Origin of the sequence: Halobaculum roseum (assembly GCF_019880245.1) — an archaeon.
GTDB lineage: Archaea > Halobacteriota > Halobacteria > Halobacteriales > Haloferacaceae > Halobaculum > Halobaculum roseum.
Genome location: NZ_CP082287.1, coordinates 189,318 through 208,485 on the forward strand (window position 1 = coordinate 189,318; position 19,168 = coordinate 208,485).

12 protein-coding genes and 2 pseudogenes are annotated in these 19,168 nt (G+C 58.5%); 8 read left to right on the forward strand and 6 right to left on the reverse strand.

Features of this window, described 5'->3' with window-relative positions:
• Positions 1-25: 25 nt before the first annotated feature.
• The 3 genes from K6T36_RS16235 to K6T36_RS16245 all read right to left on the reverse strand — a co-directional run bounded on the left by K6T36_RS16235 (position 26) and on the right by K6T36_RS16245 (position 4,332).
• Positions 26-790, reverse strand: a complete 765-nt coding sequence (locus K6T36_RS16235) for a helix-turn-helix domain-containing protein (protein WP_222923537.1) — start codon at positions 788-790, stop codon at positions 26-28.
• Positions 791-911: 121 nt separating this feature from the next.
• On the reverse strand, positions 912-3,515 hold the full coding sequence (locus K6T36_RS16240) for a heavy metal translocating P-type ATPase (RefSeq protein ID WP_222923538.1): 2,604 nt from the start codon (positions 3,513-3,515) through the stop codon (positions 912-914).
• 217 nt (positions 3,516-3,732) lie between these two features.
• The gene (locus K6T36_RS16245) at positions 3,733-4,332 is read right to left on the reverse strand and encodes a winged helix-turn-helix transcriptional regulator (RefSeq protein ID WP_222923539.1); all 600 of its coding nucleotides are present in this window, start codon (positions 4,330-4,332) and stop codon (positions 3,733-3,735) included.
• 184 nt (positions 4,333-4,516) lie between these two features.
• Here K6T36_RS16245 and K6T36_RS16250 point away from each other — a divergent pair, with 184 nt between their 5' ends.
• Positions 4,517-6,754, forward strand: a complete 2,238-nt coding sequence (locus K6T36_RS16250; protein WP_390182301.1) for a copper-translocating P-type ATPase — start codon at positions 4,517-4,519, stop codon at positions 6,752-6,754.
• Between the two features lie 77 nt (positions 6,755-6,831).
• Here K6T36_RS16250 and K6T36_RS18975 read toward each other — a convergent pair whose 3' ends face one another.
• A complete protein-coding gene (locus tag K6T36_RS18975; RefSeq protein ID WP_225935243.1) occupies positions 6,832-7,494 on the reverse strand; it encodes a DUF7342 family protein in 663 nt (220 codons plus the stop codon).
• Positions 7,495-7,628: 134 nt separating this feature from the next.
• Between K6T36_RS18975 and K6T36_RS18980 the strand changes: the two are divergent.
• Both K6T36_RS18980 and K6T36_RS16265 read left to right on the forward strand, forming a co-directional pair.
• Positions 7,629-7,928 (forward strand): annotated as a pseudogene (locus K6T36_RS18980) (biosurfactant protein 1); the annotation flags it as partial.
• Positions 7,929-8,078: 150 nt separating this feature from the next.
• Positions 8,079-11,759: a hybrid sensor histidine kinase/response regulator gene (locus tag K6T36_RS16265; RefSeq protein ID WP_222923541.1), complete on the forward strand. Its 3,681-nt coding sequence runs from the start codon at positions 8,079-8,081 to the stop codon at positions 11,757-11,759.
• A gap of 44 nt (positions 11,760-11,803) precedes the next feature.
• Here K6T36_RS16265 and K6T36_RS16270 read toward each other — a convergent pair whose 3' ends face one another.
• The gene (locus K6T36_RS16270) at positions 11,804-12,292 is read right to left on the reverse strand and encodes a winged helix-turn-helix domain-containing protein (protein WP_222923542.1); all 489 of its coding nucleotides are present in this window, start codon (positions 12,290-12,292) and stop codon (positions 11,804-11,806) included.
• 115 nt (positions 12,293-12,407) lie between these two features.
• Here K6T36_RS16270 and K6T36_RS16275 point away from each other — a divergent pair, with 115 nt between their 5' ends.
• The 4 genes from K6T36_RS16275 to gdhB all read left to right on the forward strand — a co-directional run bounded on the left by K6T36_RS16275 (position 12,408) and on the right by gdhB (position 18,022).
• Positions 12,408-13,208, forward strand: coding sequence for a DUF8170 family protein (locus K6T36_RS16275; protein WP_222923543.1), 801 nt, complete (start codon positions 12,408-12,410; stop codon positions 13,206-13,208).
• A 370-nt stretch (positions 13,209-13,578) separates the two neighbouring features.
• Entirely contained in the window at positions 13,579-16,461 is a 2,883-nt protein-coding gene (locus K6T36_RS16280) for a bacterio-opsin activator domain-containing protein (RefSeq protein WP_222923544.1), read from the forward strand.
• A gap of 113 nt (positions 16,462-16,574) precedes the next feature.
• Positions 16,575-16,718 carry a rubrerythrin-like domain-containing protein gene (locus K6T36_RS16285; protein WP_222608979.1) on the forward strand — a complete coding sequence of 48 codons (144 nt, stop codon included), beginning with the start codon at positions 16,575-16,577 and terminating at the stop codon, positions 16,716-16,718.
• Between the two features lie 2 nt (positions 16,719-16,720).
• The gene (gene gdhB / locus K6T36_RS16290) at positions 16,721-18,022 is read left to right on the forward strand and encodes a glutamate dehydrogenase GdhB (RefSeq protein WP_225935253.1); all 1,302 of its coding nucleotides are present in this window, start codon (positions 16,721-16,723) and stop codon (positions 18,020-18,022) included.
• Between the two features lie 139 nt (positions 18,023-18,161).
• On the opposite strand, the pseudogene K6T36_RS16295 reads toward gdhB, so the two are convergent.
• A pseudogene (locus tag K6T36_RS16295) lies at positions 18,162-18,594 on the reverse strand (MarR family transcriptional regulator); the annotation flags it as partial.
• Positions 18,595-18,730: 136 nt separating this feature from the next.
• Between K6T36_RS16295 and K6T36_RS16300 the strand changes: the two are divergent.
• A complete protein-coding gene (locus tag K6T36_RS16300; RefSeq protein WP_222923546.1) occupies positions 18,731-19,057 on the forward strand; it encodes a DUF6788 family protein in 327 nt (108 codons plus the stop codon).
• Positions 19,058-19,168: the final 111 nt, after the last annotated feature.

A 19,168-nucleotide genomic window follows, 5' to 3' on the forward strand; every position in this document is an offset into this window, starting at 1 on the left:
GTCGAGGAGTTCGACGTGCGGTCTACTAGATGAACTCGATGTCCTCGGGATCGAGATCCACGTCGAGGTCGACGTCGAGCGAATCGGCGGCGAACTGTTGTGCTAGCCACGCCTCCGCTCGGTTGAGACGGTACTGGAACGTCGACCGTGACACACCAACGTCTTCGGCGATTTCCGCTACCGATTGCTGCCGTGGCTCTTCGTAGTACCCACGTTTGATTGCAGCCTCGAGTGCTGCCTTCTGTTCGGGCGTGAGCGTTTGCTGGACGCGACCGTCTTCGAGCAAGCACGGCGGCGTGCCGAGGCGTTCAACAGTAAGCGACAGCCCCTCTCGGAGGTTCGCTCGGACGTCCTCGTGAATCTCTGATACTGTCCCGTCGATAAGCATCCGCCATCGGTATTGGTCGCCACGCCGTTCCGTGCGCATTATCAATCCCTCGCCGATGTGCTTCGTCGCGACCAAGGGAATCGACCGTGGACCCTCACCTTCCCGGCGAAGCCAGTGAATCTTCCGTGATTCCGCATTCGACGAGAGGATCGTGTACTCATATTCAGTCACGGGCGCCCCACACATCCCGGTTGTGCCCGGAGTATCAGCGACGCGTTCCAGCGCGTCGTCGAACTCGTCAAGAACAGCAGCGGGGCCGACGACCTTCTCAATACCCCACACTGCCTCGCGGGTCGCATTGATCTCCATCGAGCGAGCGTACAAGTCCGGATTGTCGATGAAGAGATCCATCACCTCGTCAACATCCTTGTCGTACTCGATGGTAAAGACAAATTCGCGCATGTACTACACATTCTCGCTTGTCGCGTTTAATCTTGGTAGAGAGAATGGTCCCGCGCGTTAATCATCAAGCAAGGCAGGTACGATATTCGGGAAATACTAAATCAGAATCGCGGTGAGGTGTTTAGCGAAGGCGACCGAGTAGCTTGTAGTCATGATCGGGCGTGTACCGGCGGAACAGCAGGCTGTTCGATAGCACCGACACACTCGAGAACGCCATTGCGCCGGCGGCGAGCACGGGTTGGAGTAACCCGAGTGAGGCCAGCGGAATCATCGCCGTGTTGTACCCCAGCGCCCACACGAGGTTCTGCTTAATTTTCTCGAGCGTTGCGTCCGAGATACGGATTGCCTTCACCACGTCCAGGGGGTCGTCGCGCATCAACGTGACATCCGCCGCCTCGATCGCCACGTCTGTTCCGGAGCCGATGGCCGTCCCGACGTACGCAACCGCGAGTGCGGGTGCGTCGTTGACACCGTCACCGACCGTCATCGCCTTCCGGCCGTCGGTTTGGATGGACTCAACCGCGTCCGACTTGTCCTCGGGCAGCACTTCCGCGCGGACGTTTGTGGGGTCGATACCGACCCGTTCAGCGACGGCGCGTGCAGTCCGCTCGTTGTCGCCGGTGATCATCATCACGTCGACGCCGCGCTCCTGCAACTGGCGCACGGCGTCCTTCGCACTCTCCTTGACCGTGTCGGCATCGGCGACGACGCCCGCGAGTTCACCTTCGTAAGCGACTAGCATCGCCGTCTTCCCCTCATTCTCGAGGCGCTCCATCGTCTCCTGAGCGGGCGATGGGTCGATCCCGTTGTCACGCAGGAGCTTCCGATTGCCGACCAGCACCTCGCTTCCGTTCACGTTCGCTTTAATGCCGTGACCGGGGACGTTCTCGAAGTCGTCGGGATCGGCCACGTCGATACCACGAGCTTTCGCTCCATCGACAATCGCCCGGGCAAGCGGGTGTTCGCTCCCGCTCTCCGCAATCGCTGCGAGCCGAAGTACGTCGTCCTCACTAAGCCGCTCAGCAGCAGTGAGTTGCCCGCCATCAGTAGCAAGACTCCCACTGTCGGCGAGAGGCTGGCCGTCGCCGTCGAAGACAACGACGTCGGTCAGCTCCATTTCGCCTTTCGTGAGTGTCCCGGTCTTGTCGAAGACGACGGTGTCGACGTCCTTCGCGCGCTCGAGGACGTCGCCGCCCTTGAACAGGACTCCGTTCTGTGCACCGAGGGTCGTTCCGACCATCGTCGCCGCGGGCGTCGCCAGACCCAACGCACAAGGACAAGCGATCAGCACAGACGAGGCGAACACGATGATCGCGAACTCGAAGACCGAGACGCCGCCTGCGGCGACGGGGCCACCTGCGACGAGTCTCCACAGCGGGAGGGCGTCGACGAAGCCCGCGAGTACCTCGGGGAACAAGTACCAGATGACGCCCCAAATGACGGCGTTCGCGATGACTGCAGGGACGAAGTACGCCGAGATGCGGTCGGCGACGTTCTGGATGTCCGGCTGACGAGATTGTGCCTCCTTTACCGTCTGGACGATCTGCTGGAGCGCGGTGTCCTTCCCGACTTTCGTCGCCTCAACGATGAGGACACCGTTCTCGTTGATGGTCGAGCCGACGACGTCGTCTCCCTCAGACTTCTCGACGGGGACGGACTCACCTGTGACCATCGACTCGTCGACTGCCGACTGGCCGTCGACGACGACACCGTCAGTCGGAATCTGCTCGCCGGGGCGGACCTTCATTCGGTCGCCGACGTCGACATCTTCGAGCGGAATTTCTTCCTCGTTCCCGTTTTCATCGACGATGGTGGCGGTGTCGGCCTCCATCTCAAGGAGTTTCCGGAGTGCCTCGCCGGCCTGCCCTTTCGAGCGAGCCTCAAGGTAGTTACCGAGCGTGATGAACACGAGGATGAATGCCGCCGTGTCGAAGTACAGCCCACCAGCGATTAGCTCGAGCAAAACCGCCACAGAGTAGACGAATGCGGTGGTCGATCCCAGCGCAATCAGGACGTCCATGTTGGCCCGGCCGTTCCTGACGAGCGCCTTGTAGGAGTTCTTGTAGAACGGCCGACCAAGCACCAGTTGGACGGGTGTCGCCAGAGCGAAGGCGACCCACCCAGATGGAATGCCGAGTAGTTCGTCGCCGACGAGGCCGAACCCCAGCAGGTGGTCAGCCATGAACACCAACAGGGGGAGGGACAGTGCGGCCCCGAACAACGTCAATCGCAGTTGGCGCTGGATTTCGCCTTGTCGGGCGGCCTCTCGTGCTTCGCCTTCTCCTCCGTCGTCGGTATCGGTGTCCTCCCGGATAGGTGAGTAGCCGGCGTCTTCAATGGCTTCGTAGAACTCCTGTAGGGTTACATCGGCCGGGTTGTACGTGACCTGTGCCTCGTCAGTTGCGAAGTTTACGTTGGCGTTGACGACGCCTGGCGTCCCTTCGAGTGCGTCTTCTATCGTCTCCGAGCAGTTCGCACACGACATGTCGGTGACCGCAATCGTGACCGAGTCGGTGACTGGCGTGTAACCCGCGTTCTCAATCGCGTCGTAAATCTCACCGAGTGAGACAACCTCCGGGTCATACGCGACCGATCCCTCGTCAGTGGCGAAATTGAAATTCGCCTCTAAGACACCGTCAAGTGAACCAACGGCGTCGGAGATCGTTTGCGAACAGTTCGCGCAACTCATCCCCTGAATATCGATGTGGCTTTTTCGCTGACTCATCACCTATACATACGGGCCCCTTATTCAGTGGAGTTTCCCTTTCAAAGACTAGGTATTCAGGGATAGCAACCTTCGGTTGAAAGGTGAATGTGGAATCGCTCCTCCTAATCAATCTACGAATGGTGCAAGTCGGCTATCTCTCCAAACCAAGTCTCGTACAATTGAGACGGGGTTTGATTCGGGATCAGCACCCTCAGGCAGTATTGATTCACATCACTCAGGCATTAGCACTGAACTGATCGTACCGCGATTCGAACTGCTCCAGACAGGAGGGACAACAGAGGTAGTACAGACTACCATCAAGTCGGAGTGTTTCACCGTCCTGGTCCACGTCGTTTCCACACTGGGCACAGGTGACTGCAAGGTCGGTACCACTGACTTGGGGCGTCCAGTCAGCACTCGTGAGAACGACAACCTCGTAATCAGTAATCGCTTCCCACTCCGCTTTATCGAACGTGTCCACCAAGAATGTCCGAACATCTGCGTTCGGGAGACGGGACTGGAAGAATACGCGAGGATCGGAGGCCGTGAACACGTGCTCAACGCCATCTGCCAGTGCAAGGGTGTCCCGGATATCTTCGACCATGTCGGGTTGGACTGCGAGTTCCGCGAGAACGGGAACGCCGCCACGGAGTTTTGAGCGGTCGAGATCGAGCGTGAACCGGCGGATTATTCCCATGTCTTGTAGACGACTAACGCGGTCAGACACCGACGGTGAACTGAGATCAACGGCATCAGCGATTTCACGGTAGGGCCGGCGTGCATCTTCGGTTAGGAGCCGAAGGATTTCGAAGTCCGTGTCGTCTAAGGTGCGCATGCGATAATTAGATCGCGCATCCAAATACCTGTTTTCCTTAATTCGGGAACTCCAGAGGGGTGTTTTCCTATATCTACTAGGCAAAGACGCCATATAAATGGGTCCCGTATAGGTGAATGAGTGAGAGAATCCGAACCGCTGGCCAAGTCACAGATGAAACTGCGCCACTAAACGGAGACACCAAATGACAAATCACGATGACCACAATCATGACGACAATAGGGGCGAGATGCCCTCAGGTTCGGATCAGGACCAATCTGATGGACGTTCAGCTCGGCAGAATATAGATCACGAGGAATCACACGTTGAGCAGGAGATGTTGGAAGAGGAGGCACAGGTATCAGAGACTGGCCATGATGGCCATAGCGATCACAGTGGAGACAACGGCCATGGCGGCCACGGTGGGATGCACGAGGGCCACGAGCAGATGTTCCGGCGGCGGTTCTTCGTCTCGACACTGCTCTCGATTCCAGTTCTCCTGTACAGCGAGATGCTCCAGGAGTGGCTCGGATTCTCGGTTCCAACGTTCCCCGGCAGCGAGTGGATCAATCCTGTCTTCGCGGTGAGCGTGTTTGCCTACGGTGGGATTCCCTTCCTGCAGATGGCCGTACCCGAGTTGCGAGACCGTTCGCCCGGGATGATGACGCTCATTTCTATGGCGATCACCGTCGCCTTCGTCTACAGTCTTGCAAGCGTCGTGTTCCCGACCCAGTCAGCGTTCTTCTGGGAACTCGTGACGCTGATCGACATCATGCTGCTGGGCCACTGGATCGAGATGCGGTCAGTCCGGCGAGCCTCCAGCGCTCTCGACGAACTGGCGAAGCTGATGCCCGATACGGCCGAGCGAATCACTGACTCTGGTGACACCGAGAAAGTCCCCGTTAACCAACTCAAAGAAGATGATCTCGTGCTCGTCCGTCCAGGGGCGAGCGTCCCAGCCGACGGCATCGTCGAAGAGGGCGACTCCGATGTGAATGAGGCGATGATCTCAGGCGAATCCAAGCCCGTGTCGAAGGAACCGGGCGACGAGGTCATCGGTGGGACCGTGAACGGCGACGGCAGTCTCCGCGTCCGGATCGACGCGACCGGCGACGAGACGACGTTGGCAGGCATTATGCGGCTCGTCGAGGACGCCCAGCAGAGTAAGTCGAAGACGCAGATGCTCGCTGACCGGGCAGCGGGGTGGCTGTTCTACGTCGCTCTAGGTGCGGCCGTCGTGACCGCTGTCGCCTGGACAGTCGCCGTCTCGTTCAATGCCGAAGTGATCGAGCGCGTCGTTACGGTGCTGGTCATCGCCTGTCCACACGCGCTTGGGCTGGCGATCCCGCTAGTCGTGGCTATAAACACGTCGCTGGCCGCGCGCAACGGGATGCTCATCCGGGACCGCATCGCCATGGAACAAGCACGAGAGCTCGATACGATCATCTTCGACAAAACGGGAACGCTCACCGAGGGCGAACAGGGCGTCGTCGACATCGAGACCGTCGAGGGTGTGACCGAAGAAGAGGCGCTGGGGTTAGCGGCCGCCGTTGAGGCCGACTCCGAGCACATGATCGCCGAGGCCATCCGTGAGGCGGCCAACGAACGCGACGTCGCCAGTCCCCGGGCAGCCGACTTCGAAGCGATCAAAGGACGGGGAGTTTGGGCACGCGTCGATGGGCAGAGCGTCCACGTCGGTGGGCCGAACCTCCTTTCGACCTTGGAGAGCGAGGTTCCCGATCAACTTCGAACATTTGCCGAGCGTTCCGGCGAGAATGCACGCACCGTGGTATACCTCATACGCGACGGCGAGCTCGTCGCGGCGTTCGCCTTGGCGGACGTGATACGGGAGGAGAGCTATCACGTCGTCGATGCGCTTCACGAACTCGGCATCGAGGTTGCGATGCTAACCGGTGACTCCGAGGACGTCGCTCATGCGGTCGCCGATGAACTCGGCATCGACACGGTATTCGCCGAGGTCCTCCCCGAAGACAAGGACGAGAAGGTCCAAGAGCTGCAAGAGCGGGGGGATTTCGTAGCGATGGTCGGTGACGGCGTGAACGACGCGCCGGCGCTCACCCGGGCCGACATCGGCATCGCTATCGGTTCCGGGACGGACGTCGCGGTGCAATCAGCGGATATCATCCTCGTCCAGAACAATCCGACGGACGTAGTCCGCCTCGTAAAACTGAGCAAGGCGAGCTATCGGAAGATGCGGGAGAATCTCGTTTGGGCAGCCGGGTACAACGTCTTCGCCATCCCACTCGCCGCTGGCGTGCTGGCCCCAATCGGAATCCTGCTCTCGCCGGCAGTGGGTGCGCTGTTGATGTCACTCTCGACGGTGATTGTGGCAATCAACGCCCAGTTCCTCCGGCGGGTAGATTTAGAGCTGCCCTCGCTTCCGAGCGTGTCCGCATCAGAACGTGCTCAACCCGCCGACTAAATTCGAGCACCGCTTGCCCATTATCGGCCCCGTGTTAGTAAGAGCGCCGTCAATGGATTTCAACAAAGCCTCCGACTCTACTCTGTCGGACTGACGGTCTCGCCATCTTGGCTAACCCGATCGAATTCCGTGAGGTACGCGATCCGGTCGCGAACTTCGTCGGTATCCAGCTCCAGTTCGGCGGCCAGTTCGTCGACGGTCATCGGCTCGTCGAGTACCTGGAGGACTTCGAGCCCCCGGTAGTACCTATTCGTGAGTTCCTGGACGCGGGCCTCGATCGGCGTGGTCACTGCGTACCGCTCCTCGAGTTCGACCAGGGTCTCGTTCGCGAACGTGGCGAACTGATCGTCCCCCAGGCGTTCGATCTGGGCTTCGAGTTCAGCCCGGACGACGTCGTAGGTCGACCGCCATTCCTCGGTCTCCTGGGTGATCGCGGCCAATTCGTTGCGCAGCTCCTCGCGTGTGTTCTCCTCGATAAGCGTCCGGATCTCCTCGAAGAGCAGTCGCGTGTAGTCCGGCTGGTAGCGCGTCGTCTCGCCGGCATCGACGCGGCGCAGTTGACCCTGGTCGACAAGATCCTGAAGCTCCTCGTTAGTCGTACTCCAGGCTGCGTCGGCCTGCTCGCTGATCCAGTTGACCGACCGCAGTTCGCGAAGCGTCTCGGCGACCGCCCGAATACGATCGCGGGCGCTCATCGACTCGGTCCACGACTGGACCCCATCTCGCGGAGATTCGGACATGCTTGGGGCCTCTTGCGACAATGTTAGCACTGAACTCGCAGATATTTGTACTCTCTTGTATAATCAAGAGTTCCTTGCGAGCGAAGGCGTCCGGACGTTGAAATTCGATACCCGCAGAACCTACGAGCCAACCGATCCACAACCGATATTCTGACTTCGAGGAACTGCGACCGACCGGCGAGGCGTCCCACATTCCGGACACGAGGCTGGACGACGGGTGTGAAGGTGACCCCAGACGGCAACGTGTCGCGACAACCACTGGTGGCTACCCTGATGCGCCGACGGTAATCGACGGCGAGTGCCGGTCCAGTGGGCCGTCAGTCACAGACGGCCCGACGAAATACCAGTTCTGTTTCACCAATCGTCTCGGTAGTGACGCCATTAGCATGAACGAGTCAGCATCGAGGAGCAGAGGAGGTATCATATTTCTTATCGATCCTGCTGAATACGGGGCACGGATCCGACGCAGAATTGTCGCTCAGGGGCACCGCACCCACACATCTACAGATGAGCAAGGCGAGTGCCTCGGGGCTTGACCCCGAGGCAGTTCACTTTACGTTAGGTGCATTCGGGTTTGCATATGTATGAGTGGAACAGGTGATAGGGTCCATGTCCTCCATGTCGATGATGAGCCTAGCCTCAGCGACATGGTTGCGACCTTCCTAGAACGGGAGAATGACCGAATCACGGTTCGAACAGCGACAACCGCCGACGAGGGTCAACAAATCCTTTCCACCGATAGTATCGACTGTATCGTCTCTGACTACGATATGCCCGGTCAGAACGGCATCGAGTTCCTCGAGACCGTACGAGAGGAGTATCCAGACCTCCCATTTATTCTCTATACGGGCAAGGGATCAGAGGAAGTCGCCAGTGATGCCATTTCTGCGGGGGTAACTGATTATCTCCAGAAGGAGAGCGGCACGGATCAGTACACGATCTTGGCGAACCGCATCACAAATGCCGTTGCCCAAATCCGTGCCGTAGAGGAAGTCTCGCGAACGCGAGCGTACTTCGGGACAATCCTCGAACGCGCATCCGATTACGTAATAGTAGTTGACGAACACGCGCAGGTGGACTATATCTCGCCAGCTGTCGAGCGAGTATTGGGCTACCAGCCCAAGGAGTTAGAGGGCACCGATGCGTTCGAACACGTCCATCCAGCGGATCTGTCGACAGCCTCGGATGCGTTTGCCGACTTGCTAGAACACCCAGATCAGGACCATACAGTCGAGTATCGCGTGCGCCACGCTGACGGATCGTGGCGGTGGGTCGAGGTACGAGGCCGGAATCGCCTCGAAGACACGGTCATCGGGGGGATCATCGTAAGCGTTCGTGACATCACTCAGCGAAAAGCTCGCCAACAGGAACTTCGCGAGAAAGAGCGCCGGTATCAGGCGGTTTTCAATGATCCGAATATTCTCGTAGGGATGCTCGATACCGATGGAACTGTCCTCGACATCAACGAGACCGCTATGAGGTACATCGAAGCAGACGTAGAAGAGATCACGGGCAAGCCGTTCTGGAAAACACCGTGGTTTTCCGGTGACGAATCGGTCCAACAGGAAATCCGAGAATGGATCGACAAGGCGGCTGCTGGCGAGTACGTCGAGTTTGAAATTGATCTCTCCACATCGGTTGACGAGCCACTCGTCGTCAGCGGTGTGTTCCGGCCTGTGAGAAACGACGACGGCGAGGTCGTCTCTCTGCTTATCTCCGACCGTGACATCACCGAGCAGAAAGATCACGAGCAGAAACGCCAACAGATCATCGACCGCACGAACGATGCCGTCATCGAAGTCGATGCAGAGTGGCGGATCACCCTGGTGAACGGACGAACAGAGGACCTTGCAGGGCTGGACGAATCAGACCTTCTCGACCGGCACTTCTGGGACGTGTTCGCAGATGCCCGAGGCACACAGTTCGAGGACGAATACCGGCGGGCGAAGGAGACACACGAGCCGGTCTCGTTCACGAAGTACTACACCGGTCTCGAGGAGTGGTTCGATGTCAACGTATACCCCAATCGTGATGGCGGAGTCTCGATTTACTTCCGCCAGGTTACTGAGTACAAGGAGCGCGAGAGACGGCTAGAGCAGTACGAGAAAATTGTTGAAACCATTGACGATGTCGCGTTCGTCGTCAATGATGAGTGGATTGTCGAGTTCGTAAACGAGTCGGTTATAGAGTACATCGATGCCCCGCTCGATACCCTCGAAGGGCAGGCGGTGATGCGCCTCGCTGAGGAGTACATTGTCGAAGCGGATGATCCTAGCCGATTCGAACAGGCACTCGAACGCACGTTCGAACGCGAGGGGCCCGCTGGCTCCCCCGAACGGTTGGAATTGACGCTCAATTTTGATGGCGAACAGGTGACGTTCGAATATCAATTCTCGCCACTCGTTGCAGATGGAGAAACGGGCGCCGCGGTCATTATGATGCGGGATATTACCGATCGCAAACGGCAGGAGGAGCGGTTTCAGGCGTTTATCGAACACTCGACGGACATCATCTCCGTTCTCGATCCGGACGGAACCTACCAGTACCAAAGTCCATCGGGCGAGCGCATCACCGGATACGAGGCCGAGGAGTTGCTTGGTGAGATCGCGTTCGAATACGTCCATCCAGATGACCGCAACGATGTGATGAAATCGTTCAGTGAATCGATCGCCGATCCTGAGATTTCACGGACTGTCGAATACCGATTCAAGCACCAGGATGGGTCGTGGCGCTGGTTCGAATCCGCCGGCAACAATCAGTTGGCCAACCCTGCCATCGAGGGGTTCGTCGTCAACAGCCGCGACATCACCGAGCGAAAGCAGCAAATGCAAGAAATCGAGGCGCTCAAAGAACGTCTCGAATTTGCAGTCGAAGGAGCGAACCTCGGCGTGTGGGATTGGGACATGACGACCGACGAAGTAGAGTTCAACGAACAGTGGGCCGAGATGCTCGGCTACTCCCTCGACGAACTCGACCAACACCTCCGGACGTGGGAGACACGCGTTCATCCAGATGATATCGACGATGTCGAAGCTGCACTTGACGCGCATATCGACCAGCAAACGGATTTCTACGACACCGAACACCGAATGCAAACTGCTGAAGGTGAGTGGAAGTGGATACGGGATCTCGGCAAGATTGTCGAGCGAGATGATGGCGGGGACCCGATCCGTGCTGTCGGGATCCACCTCGATGTTAATGAGGCCAAGCAGTACCAACGGGAACTTGAGCAGAAAACTGAGGAGCTAAAAGAGCTGACAACCCGGCTTGAAGAGCAGTATCAGACGCTATTTGAGGAAGCTCCCGTGATGGCGGTCGTCACCCGAACGGAGAACGGTCGACCAGTTATCGCGGACTGCAACAACCAGTTTGCAGACACGCTCGGATACGAACCGGCGGCAGTCATTGGAACGGAACTCCCGGAGTTCTACACGCCAGACTCTCGGGAAGCGCTGATTGACGGTGAGGGATACGAACGGTCCTTGAAGGGTGAATTCACCAGAGAGCCCTGTGAGTTGGTGACTGCTGAGGGGGAAGTCGTGGAGACAGTGTTGCGGTCAGTCCCGCGAAAAGACGAATCCGGTGATGTCGTCGGTACGATGGCGATGTACATGGACATCACGGAGCGGGAAGAGGTAAAGCGGGCTAACGAGCGTCTGGAGGAGTTCACTAGTATCGTATCCCACGATCTCCGGAATCCGTTGAACGTCGCTTCGGGGCATCTGGAACTAGCGCGTGAGGACTGTGAGAGCCCACATCTAGAGACTATTGAGCGAGCGCACGGCCGGATGGAAACTCTCATCGTGGATCTCCTCACGCTGGCCCGTGAAGGAGAGGACGTTACTGAAAGGGAACCAGTGAATATCGCAGCCGTAGTTGCAGAGTGTTGGGAAAATGTTGAAACGGCCGAGGCCTCGCTTACCCTCGAAAGTGAACGGACGATAGTGGCTGATGAGCCTCGACTCAAACAACTATTTGAGAATCTCATTCGAAACGCGGTCGAACACGGTGGCAGTGCTGTGGCCGTAACAGTCGGCGAACTGACGGACGGCTTCTACATCGAGGATACTGGACCAGGAATTTCAGAAGATGACGTTGAGACCGTGTTTGAGGTGGGGTATTCAACAAATGTTGAGGGTTCCGGGTTCGGACTGAGTATTGTGCAACAGGTCGTTAAGGCTCATAATTGGAGCATTGGCGTTACTAGAAGCTCGGACGGGGGTACGCGCTTTGAGATTACGGGCGTTGAGTTCACTGCCGAATGATTGCCCTGTTATCGGAGACGACCTTAGGCTCAGAGAGATGAGGTCTATCGGGTTGTGCCACTATCGACGGCGTCGAGATCGGGCTCGTCGAACTCGAGGGGTTCCGCGACAGCTTCGGGAAGCTCCGGACGGGGCGCCGATTCGTGGCGCTCGATTTTCTCGGTCTTCCGCGTGTTTTCGTAGAAGGCCCGTGCAACCGGAAGGCCACGGAGATACTTGTAGTCGTGGAGGACCTCGACGCCTCGCTCTGTGAATCCGTAGAACTGGGAGGGGAGATCACGTGTTCCCTCGCTTGGTTCGTATGTGTAGCGTGTAAGGAGCCCTGCATCGATCAACGTCTCCAGCTGATCTTTGATGGCCGCCTGGCTCTTCCCGGTCATATACTCGAGTTCGGCGAGCGACATCAGATGGGTGGGGTGGCCCAGCAGCTCCTGGATGATGAGATGGCGCGTATCCTGGGACAGCAGCTTGAACAGCCGCTGCTGTTCCGCGAACGGCCCTGCATCGGCCGCGCCAGTGTCGGTTTCGCTCATACGTGATGGTACGATGTATGGCGCTATAACAGTTAGGTTCATCCAAGTTGGTGAAATTAGAAAAAACCAAAGTGGTCCAGAAGCGATAAGGTGGTGTAGTTTGAATCAGCAGCAAATGACCGACCCAAGCCCTCCGCCGGACGCTGGGGAGATTATGACCGTTATTCACGAGGCCGTCGGGGGCATCGAACTTGAACCAGCTGAGAAACGGGAGATCTGGCGATTTACACAGCGCGAATTGCCGTATCTCTGGAGTCAGCGGACGTCGTATTTCATCCTGGGGAGCTATCGCGACCCCTATATCCGCCGGCTTCGCGCCGTCCAAAACGAACTCACGAAGCAGCTCGGTGCCTATCCGTTCATCATGGGTGATCTCCTCGAACTCCCGACTGACCGGCTCAATACGTTTGATATCATGTTTTCGTTGCTCGCGACATACAGCGACTACATTGTCGGCGTCTTCGAGAAGGAGAGTGGTGGGGAAGCTCCTGAATTGGGCGAGATCGATGACCCGCCGTATTTCGACAAGTCGTACGTGTTCCCGCGTGATTACGCGTGGGTGACTGACGAGAACCTTGATTCGAAACAGCACGTCATTCAGGCCGCTCTCGAGATGGCGTTCGCAGACGAGTTGCCGGCGGATGAAGTCCAATCAAAAGTCGAGTCGCTCGTTGATCGCGCCAAAGAGAGCGGACTCGACATCGACGAACAGGAGGTTTGGGATGTGATCGACGACCGGGCAGATGAGGGCGAAGATCCGGCAACGTACAGTTGGGTCCATCTCAACAAGTTCCGTAAATTCGAACTCCACGATCGGTGCTTCAAGTGGACGACAGAGGACGAACTCCGAACTGTCGTTGACGAACTCCCGTCCCCCACACCACGTCCAGAGTGGGAAGAGAGCGGGGAACGGTGAACTATTCGTTCGGCTACACAGTCATCAGAATGAGTCGGCTCGGTAATTTACTCTCGGGTAACCGGAATAGCATCGAATGTGACTTTCGAGAACTATAACGCCGAACCAACCATTTCTCAAACTGTTTCAGTCACACCGACGCAAACAGCGTAGAAATTGGTTCAATCGATCGTCGTTGGATGAAACCAGATTATCTGAACACTGGCACTCTATCCATTCCTAGGAGTTAAACAACAAATGTCTATTATTCTGGGCGGTTAGATAGTTAACTAGCAATGCCCTTCCATTCCGATCCGAGCCGGCACCGGGGCTGTGGGCGGACTCGAATCAGCACCGAGAGGAAGTCTTGCTGTCGCTCGGTGTTCGAATAATGGCCTCTTCACCATCCGTTCTGGACTCATCGACGGTGTTGCTCGTCGGGACAGACGACTGGCTCTCGCAATTCGCTACGACGCTCGAGAGGCGGACTGATGCCAGCGTACAACACGTTCAAACCAAGACAGAGGCCATCGACACCATCCGAACGCGTCGCACGGACTGCCTCATTTGCGGATACACCCTCGATGAGACGGCCGGCCTCCAACTCCTCCGAGAGATACGCGAGGAAACGTCTGCGCTCCCAGTCCTCCTCGGGACTACTGCCGGGAGCGAGGCCATCGCTAGCGAGGCTATCAAAGCCGGCGTCACCGATTACATCGCGCTCACAGAGCCGCCAGCACAGATGACCGACGAACTCATCGAACGTACCGAGCGTGCAATCCGGGCCGCACAGCGGTCGGCCACGCAACGGGACCGGGCCAGACAGTTCGACGCGATCTTCAACGATTCGCGAACCGCGACGTGGGTGCTCGACCCGGATGGTACGCTTGCCCGTGTGAATGAGACAGCACGAAAGATGGTGGATGAAGCCATCGATACGCTCGTCGGCGAACCGTTCTGGACGCTCCCGTGGTGGTCACAGGCCGATACAACGAACACGGATGTCCACCAACTCGTGGAGAAAGCACTAGACGGGACGTTCGGCAACGCGGTCGTCCCACAGCCGCCAGACATCGATGACCCGCGCGTTATCGACCTCTCCGTGCGCCCCGTCGAGAACGAAGGTGGCGATCTCGTCTCGATCGTTGTCGAAGGCGTCGATATCACCGAGCGCGTCAATCTCGAACGGAATCTCAGAGAGTCCGAAGAACTCCACCGCGTTACGCTCAACAACATGACCGACACCGTCCTCATCACGGACGAGGACGGCGAGTACACCTACGTCTGTCCTAACGTCCACTTCATCTTCGGCTACACAGTCTATGAGATCCGTGATCTCGGGACGATCGACGACCTCCTCGGCGACGACCTCTTCGACCGGGAGGAACTCGCGGAAAACGGCGTGCTCAAGAACATCGAGACGACGGCGACCGATAAAGCCGGGCGCAAGCACACGCTCCTCGTCAACGTCCGCGAAGTCTCGATCCAAGACGGGACCCTTCTCTTCAGCTGTCGTGATATCACGAAACGCAAACAACGCGAGGAAGCCCTCGCCACGCTCCACGAGACGGCCCGCGATTTCCTCTACGCCGAGACCCACCAGGAAATCGCCCAGCACGTCGTCGACGACACCCCTGGTGTGCTCGATATCGATGCGAGTGCGGTCTATCTCTTCGACGGTGAGGCGAACAACCTTCGGCCTGCAGCCCACTCAGCGACGATGACCGAGCTGAACGGGCCGCTCCCGACCGTGCACGCCGACGGGGAAACGCTCCCGAGCTACAGTTTCGTCGAAGACGAGGCGCTGTTCTTCGACGACGTCCACGACGCAGATCGGCTCGAAAACCGGGCAACTGACCTCCGAAGTGCGGCCTACATCCCGCTCGGCAACCACGGCGTGTTCGTTGCGGGCTCGGACCAGGTCGGTGCATTCGATGAGGTGACGCGAGAGTTGGCCGATCTGCTCGCGGCTACGGCTGAAGCAGCCCTCGACCGCATCACACGGGAATCACGACTCCGGGAACAGGACCGAACACTCCAGGCGCAAAACGAGCAACTGACTGCCCTGAACCGCATCAACGAGACGATTCGGGAAATCGATCAAGCCCTCGTACAGGCGGAGACGCGCGAGGAAATCGATCACACGGTCTGTGAACTGCTGACCGCCGACGACCGGTTCCGGTTCGCCTGGATCGGGACGATTGACCCGACGACCGACACCTTGGAGCCTCGGGCCTGGGCCGGTACCGAACAGGGGTACTTGGATAGTCAGTCGTTCGCCGTCCAAGCGTCGGATGCAGAACCAGCCGGACAAACCGCAGCCACTGGCGATGTGACGATGGTGACGAACGTCGCTGCCGGGCTCCGTGACGAGGCGTGGCGGAAAGACGCCATCTCTCGGGACTACCTGTCCGTGTTGAGCATCCCGCTGGTGTACAACGACCTTACCCACGGTGTGTTGACGGTGTACGCACCGACCCAGGATGCGTTCGACGAGACGGCGAAGGCCGTCCTGGGAGAACTCGGCGAAACTATCGCGTCCGCTCTCAGTGCGATCGAACGGAAGAATGCGTTGCTCACGACGTCGATGACACGTGTCGAGTTCACCATCGAGGACCCGAAGTTTGTCCTCTCTCGGCTCGCAGCGGAGGCGGAGTGCACCCTCTCGTATCAGGGTGGCGTCCAGCAGTCCATGGAAGGGAGCTACGTGTTCGTGACCGTCGAAGACCGGGCGGTAACTGACGTGGCAGACGCCGCCTCGCAACTGGTCGGTATCGACGACGTGCAGCAGATCAGCGCGGACGGCGAGGGGGGCGTGCTACGGCTTCGACTCACACAGCCGTTCCTCGCCCTGGAGTTGGCTGATCACGGTGCCGTCTTCCGCGAAGCGACTGCTGATCCGACCACGACGACGCTCGTTGTCGATATCCCGGACAGCATCGACGTCCGAACAATCACGCAACTCGTCCGTGAGACGTTCGCTGGCGCTGAACTCCGGGCCAAGCAGACGCTGGATCAGACCGCAGAACACAACCTCTACTCGAAATTCCTCGATTCAGTGACGGAGCGGCAACTGGAGGTGATCCAGACGGCGTACTACAGTGGGTTCTTCGAGTCGCCCCGTGAGAGCACGGGCGAAGACGTAGCGGAGACACTCGGCATCTCCCCACCCGCGTTCTATCAACACGCCCGGACGGTCCAACGGAAACTGTTTGCTGCACTTTTCGAAGAAAACAATCACCCGGTGGCGGCCTCCACGGTGAAAGTTCAATAACAAACACCTTGATTGAAGCGTTGTTTGGTAATCAACAGCAGATTACTCCCTTATACACTTATTACACCTGTATAGGGTGCGCCACTCCACCTGGCGACACTCGTGAACTCACAATGAAAGATGTCGACTCTGGATCAGACGAAGAAACCCCCTACGAGTGCTTCGAGTGTGGCAATATCATCATCGCGGAGGATAGCCCTGGCCAGTGCCCCGACTGTAGCGGCCCGATGCGAAACCGTCGTATGCCACTCGAATGACCATGGCATCGAAACCTGATTGCACCCACGACGATTCAGACGACAAGGCAGCTGATTCGACCGAACCCGAATCGGCGTTCGAAACCGCACGCCGCCAGCTCTACCATGCTGCCAGCTATCTCGATATCGACCAGAACATCGTCGAACGGCTCAAATATCCCAAAAAGGTCCACGAGGTGACGATCCCCATCGAACGGGATGACGGCACGGTCGAAGTGTTCACAGGCTACCGCGCGCAGCACGACAGCGTCAGAGGGCCATACAAGGGCGGGTTGCGATACCACCCCGACGTGACCAGAGACGAGTGTGTCGGCCTCGGCATGTGGATGACCTGGAAGTGTGCCGTCATGGACCTCCCGTTCGGCGGAGCCAAGGGTGGTGTCGCCGTCAACCCGAAGGAGCTGAGTCCGGAAGAGAAGGAGCGGCTCACCCGTCGGTTTACACAAGAGATTCGCGGCGTTATCGGGCCCAACCAAGATATCCCCGCCCCGGATATGGGGACGGATCCGAAGACGATGGCGTGGTTGATGGACGCGTACTCGATGCAGGAAGGCGAAACGACACCGGGCGTCGTCACCGGAAAACCGCCAGTGGTCGGCGGCAGTGAAGGCCGTGAAGAAGCTCCTGGACGGAGCGTTGCGATCATCACGCAGTTGGTCTGCGAGTACTACGACTGCCAGCTCGAGGATACCACCGTGGCAATTCAGGGGTACGGGAGCGTCGGGGCGAATGCGGCCCGACTCCTCGATGAGTGGGGCGCGACCATCGTCGCGATCAGCGACGTGAATGGAGCGATGTACGAACCAGATGGAATCGATACGGCATCAGTTCCGTCCCACGACGAAGAGCCGGAAGCCGTCACCACATACGCCGACACCGTGATTTCGAACGAGGAGCTTCTCACCCTCGACGTCGACGTCCTTATTCCGGCCGCCCTGGGGAACGTGATTACCAAAGAGAACGCGGAAGCGATCGCCGCCGATCTCGTCGTCGAGGGTGCTAACGGCCCGACAACGTCCACGGCTGATTCGATGCTCGCCGACCGGGATGTCGCCGTGATCCCCGATATTCTCGCCAACGCAGGCGGTGTCACCGTGAGCTACTTCGAGTGGCTGCAGGACATCAATCGGCGAGCGTGGTCACTCGAACGGGTGAACGATGAACTCGAGGCGGAGATGCAGGCCGCTTGGGAGGCGGTTCGATCGGAGTTCGAGCAACGCGACGTTACGTGGCGTGATGCAGCCTACATCGTGGCGCTGTCCCGCATCGCTGAGGCGCATGAAGCACGTGGGTTGTGGCCGTAGTCAGATGTCCCACCCCGAACCGGATCACGTCGCGGTTGCGGGACCGTGGTCCGGCGCGTATCCTGGGACAGCAGCTTGAACAGCCGCTGCTGATCCGCGAACGGCCCTGCATCGGCCGCACCAGTGTCGGTTTCGCTCATACGTGATCGATGTCGGTGTTGAACTCATAGCGGCCGTCGACGGTCCCCACGAGCTCACGGTCGCGAAACCGCTTGAGGACGCGGTTGACCGTGTTACGGTAGTTGTCGCTCCGGTCGGCGATCTCGGAAAACAGGTCGCGGCTGGTCGAGGTAGTACAGCACCTCGAGTGCCTTGCCGGTCAGCAGCTTGGGGAAGTGGATGTCGGAGTGCTGGCGAACGAGGTCCTGGTAGCGTTCGACGGCGCGAGCATCCGACGTAACGACTCGTTTTCGCCGGCCGTCGCGTTCCGTGTAGACGAGCCCCTTCTCAACGAGGTCGGCGACGGCACGAGAGAGGCAACTCTCGCTGTGGTCGAGCTTCGTCGCGAGTACAGAGATCGTGTTGCCGCGGACGACCGTGGCGAGGACCTCGAGTTCGATGGGCCGGAGCAGGGTGTAACAAAGTACGAAATTTGTATATGAAGAAGTTTCGAGTAGTGTTACAGTCCGCGGCGCGGGAGCTGCCTCCATCGTCTTAACCAACAATACTATGGATTCGCGGGCCATGTTGGTTAACACGGAGGAGTCGATGTCCGACAAACCCCCGACCCCACCGGTGAATCTTCCGACGGAGATCGTTGACGCCCTCAACAAAGCCACACCGGAGCATCTTCGGGACGCTGCCAGCTACGCCGAGGCGTTGGCCGAACACATGGAGCGGGAAGCTCGTCTCGAGGAGGAGGAGGTGGACGTGGCGGACGTGGAGGAGCGCCGCGATGACCTCCCTGACGACGTGCCGGCGAAGGCAACGATCACGATCAAGGAAATCAACGACAACCGCTACTACTACTGGCAGTGGCGGGATGGGGATTCAGTGACGTCGAAGTACAAAGGACCGGTACACCCGGACGAGTAGCTCGATCCGAGTGGGGAGGCACCCACCCCACCGTTTCCAGTATTCTTGTCCGAAAGATCCTCCCAAGGTGAGGTCGATACTGGGGAGACACACCACTGTTCAAATGAAATC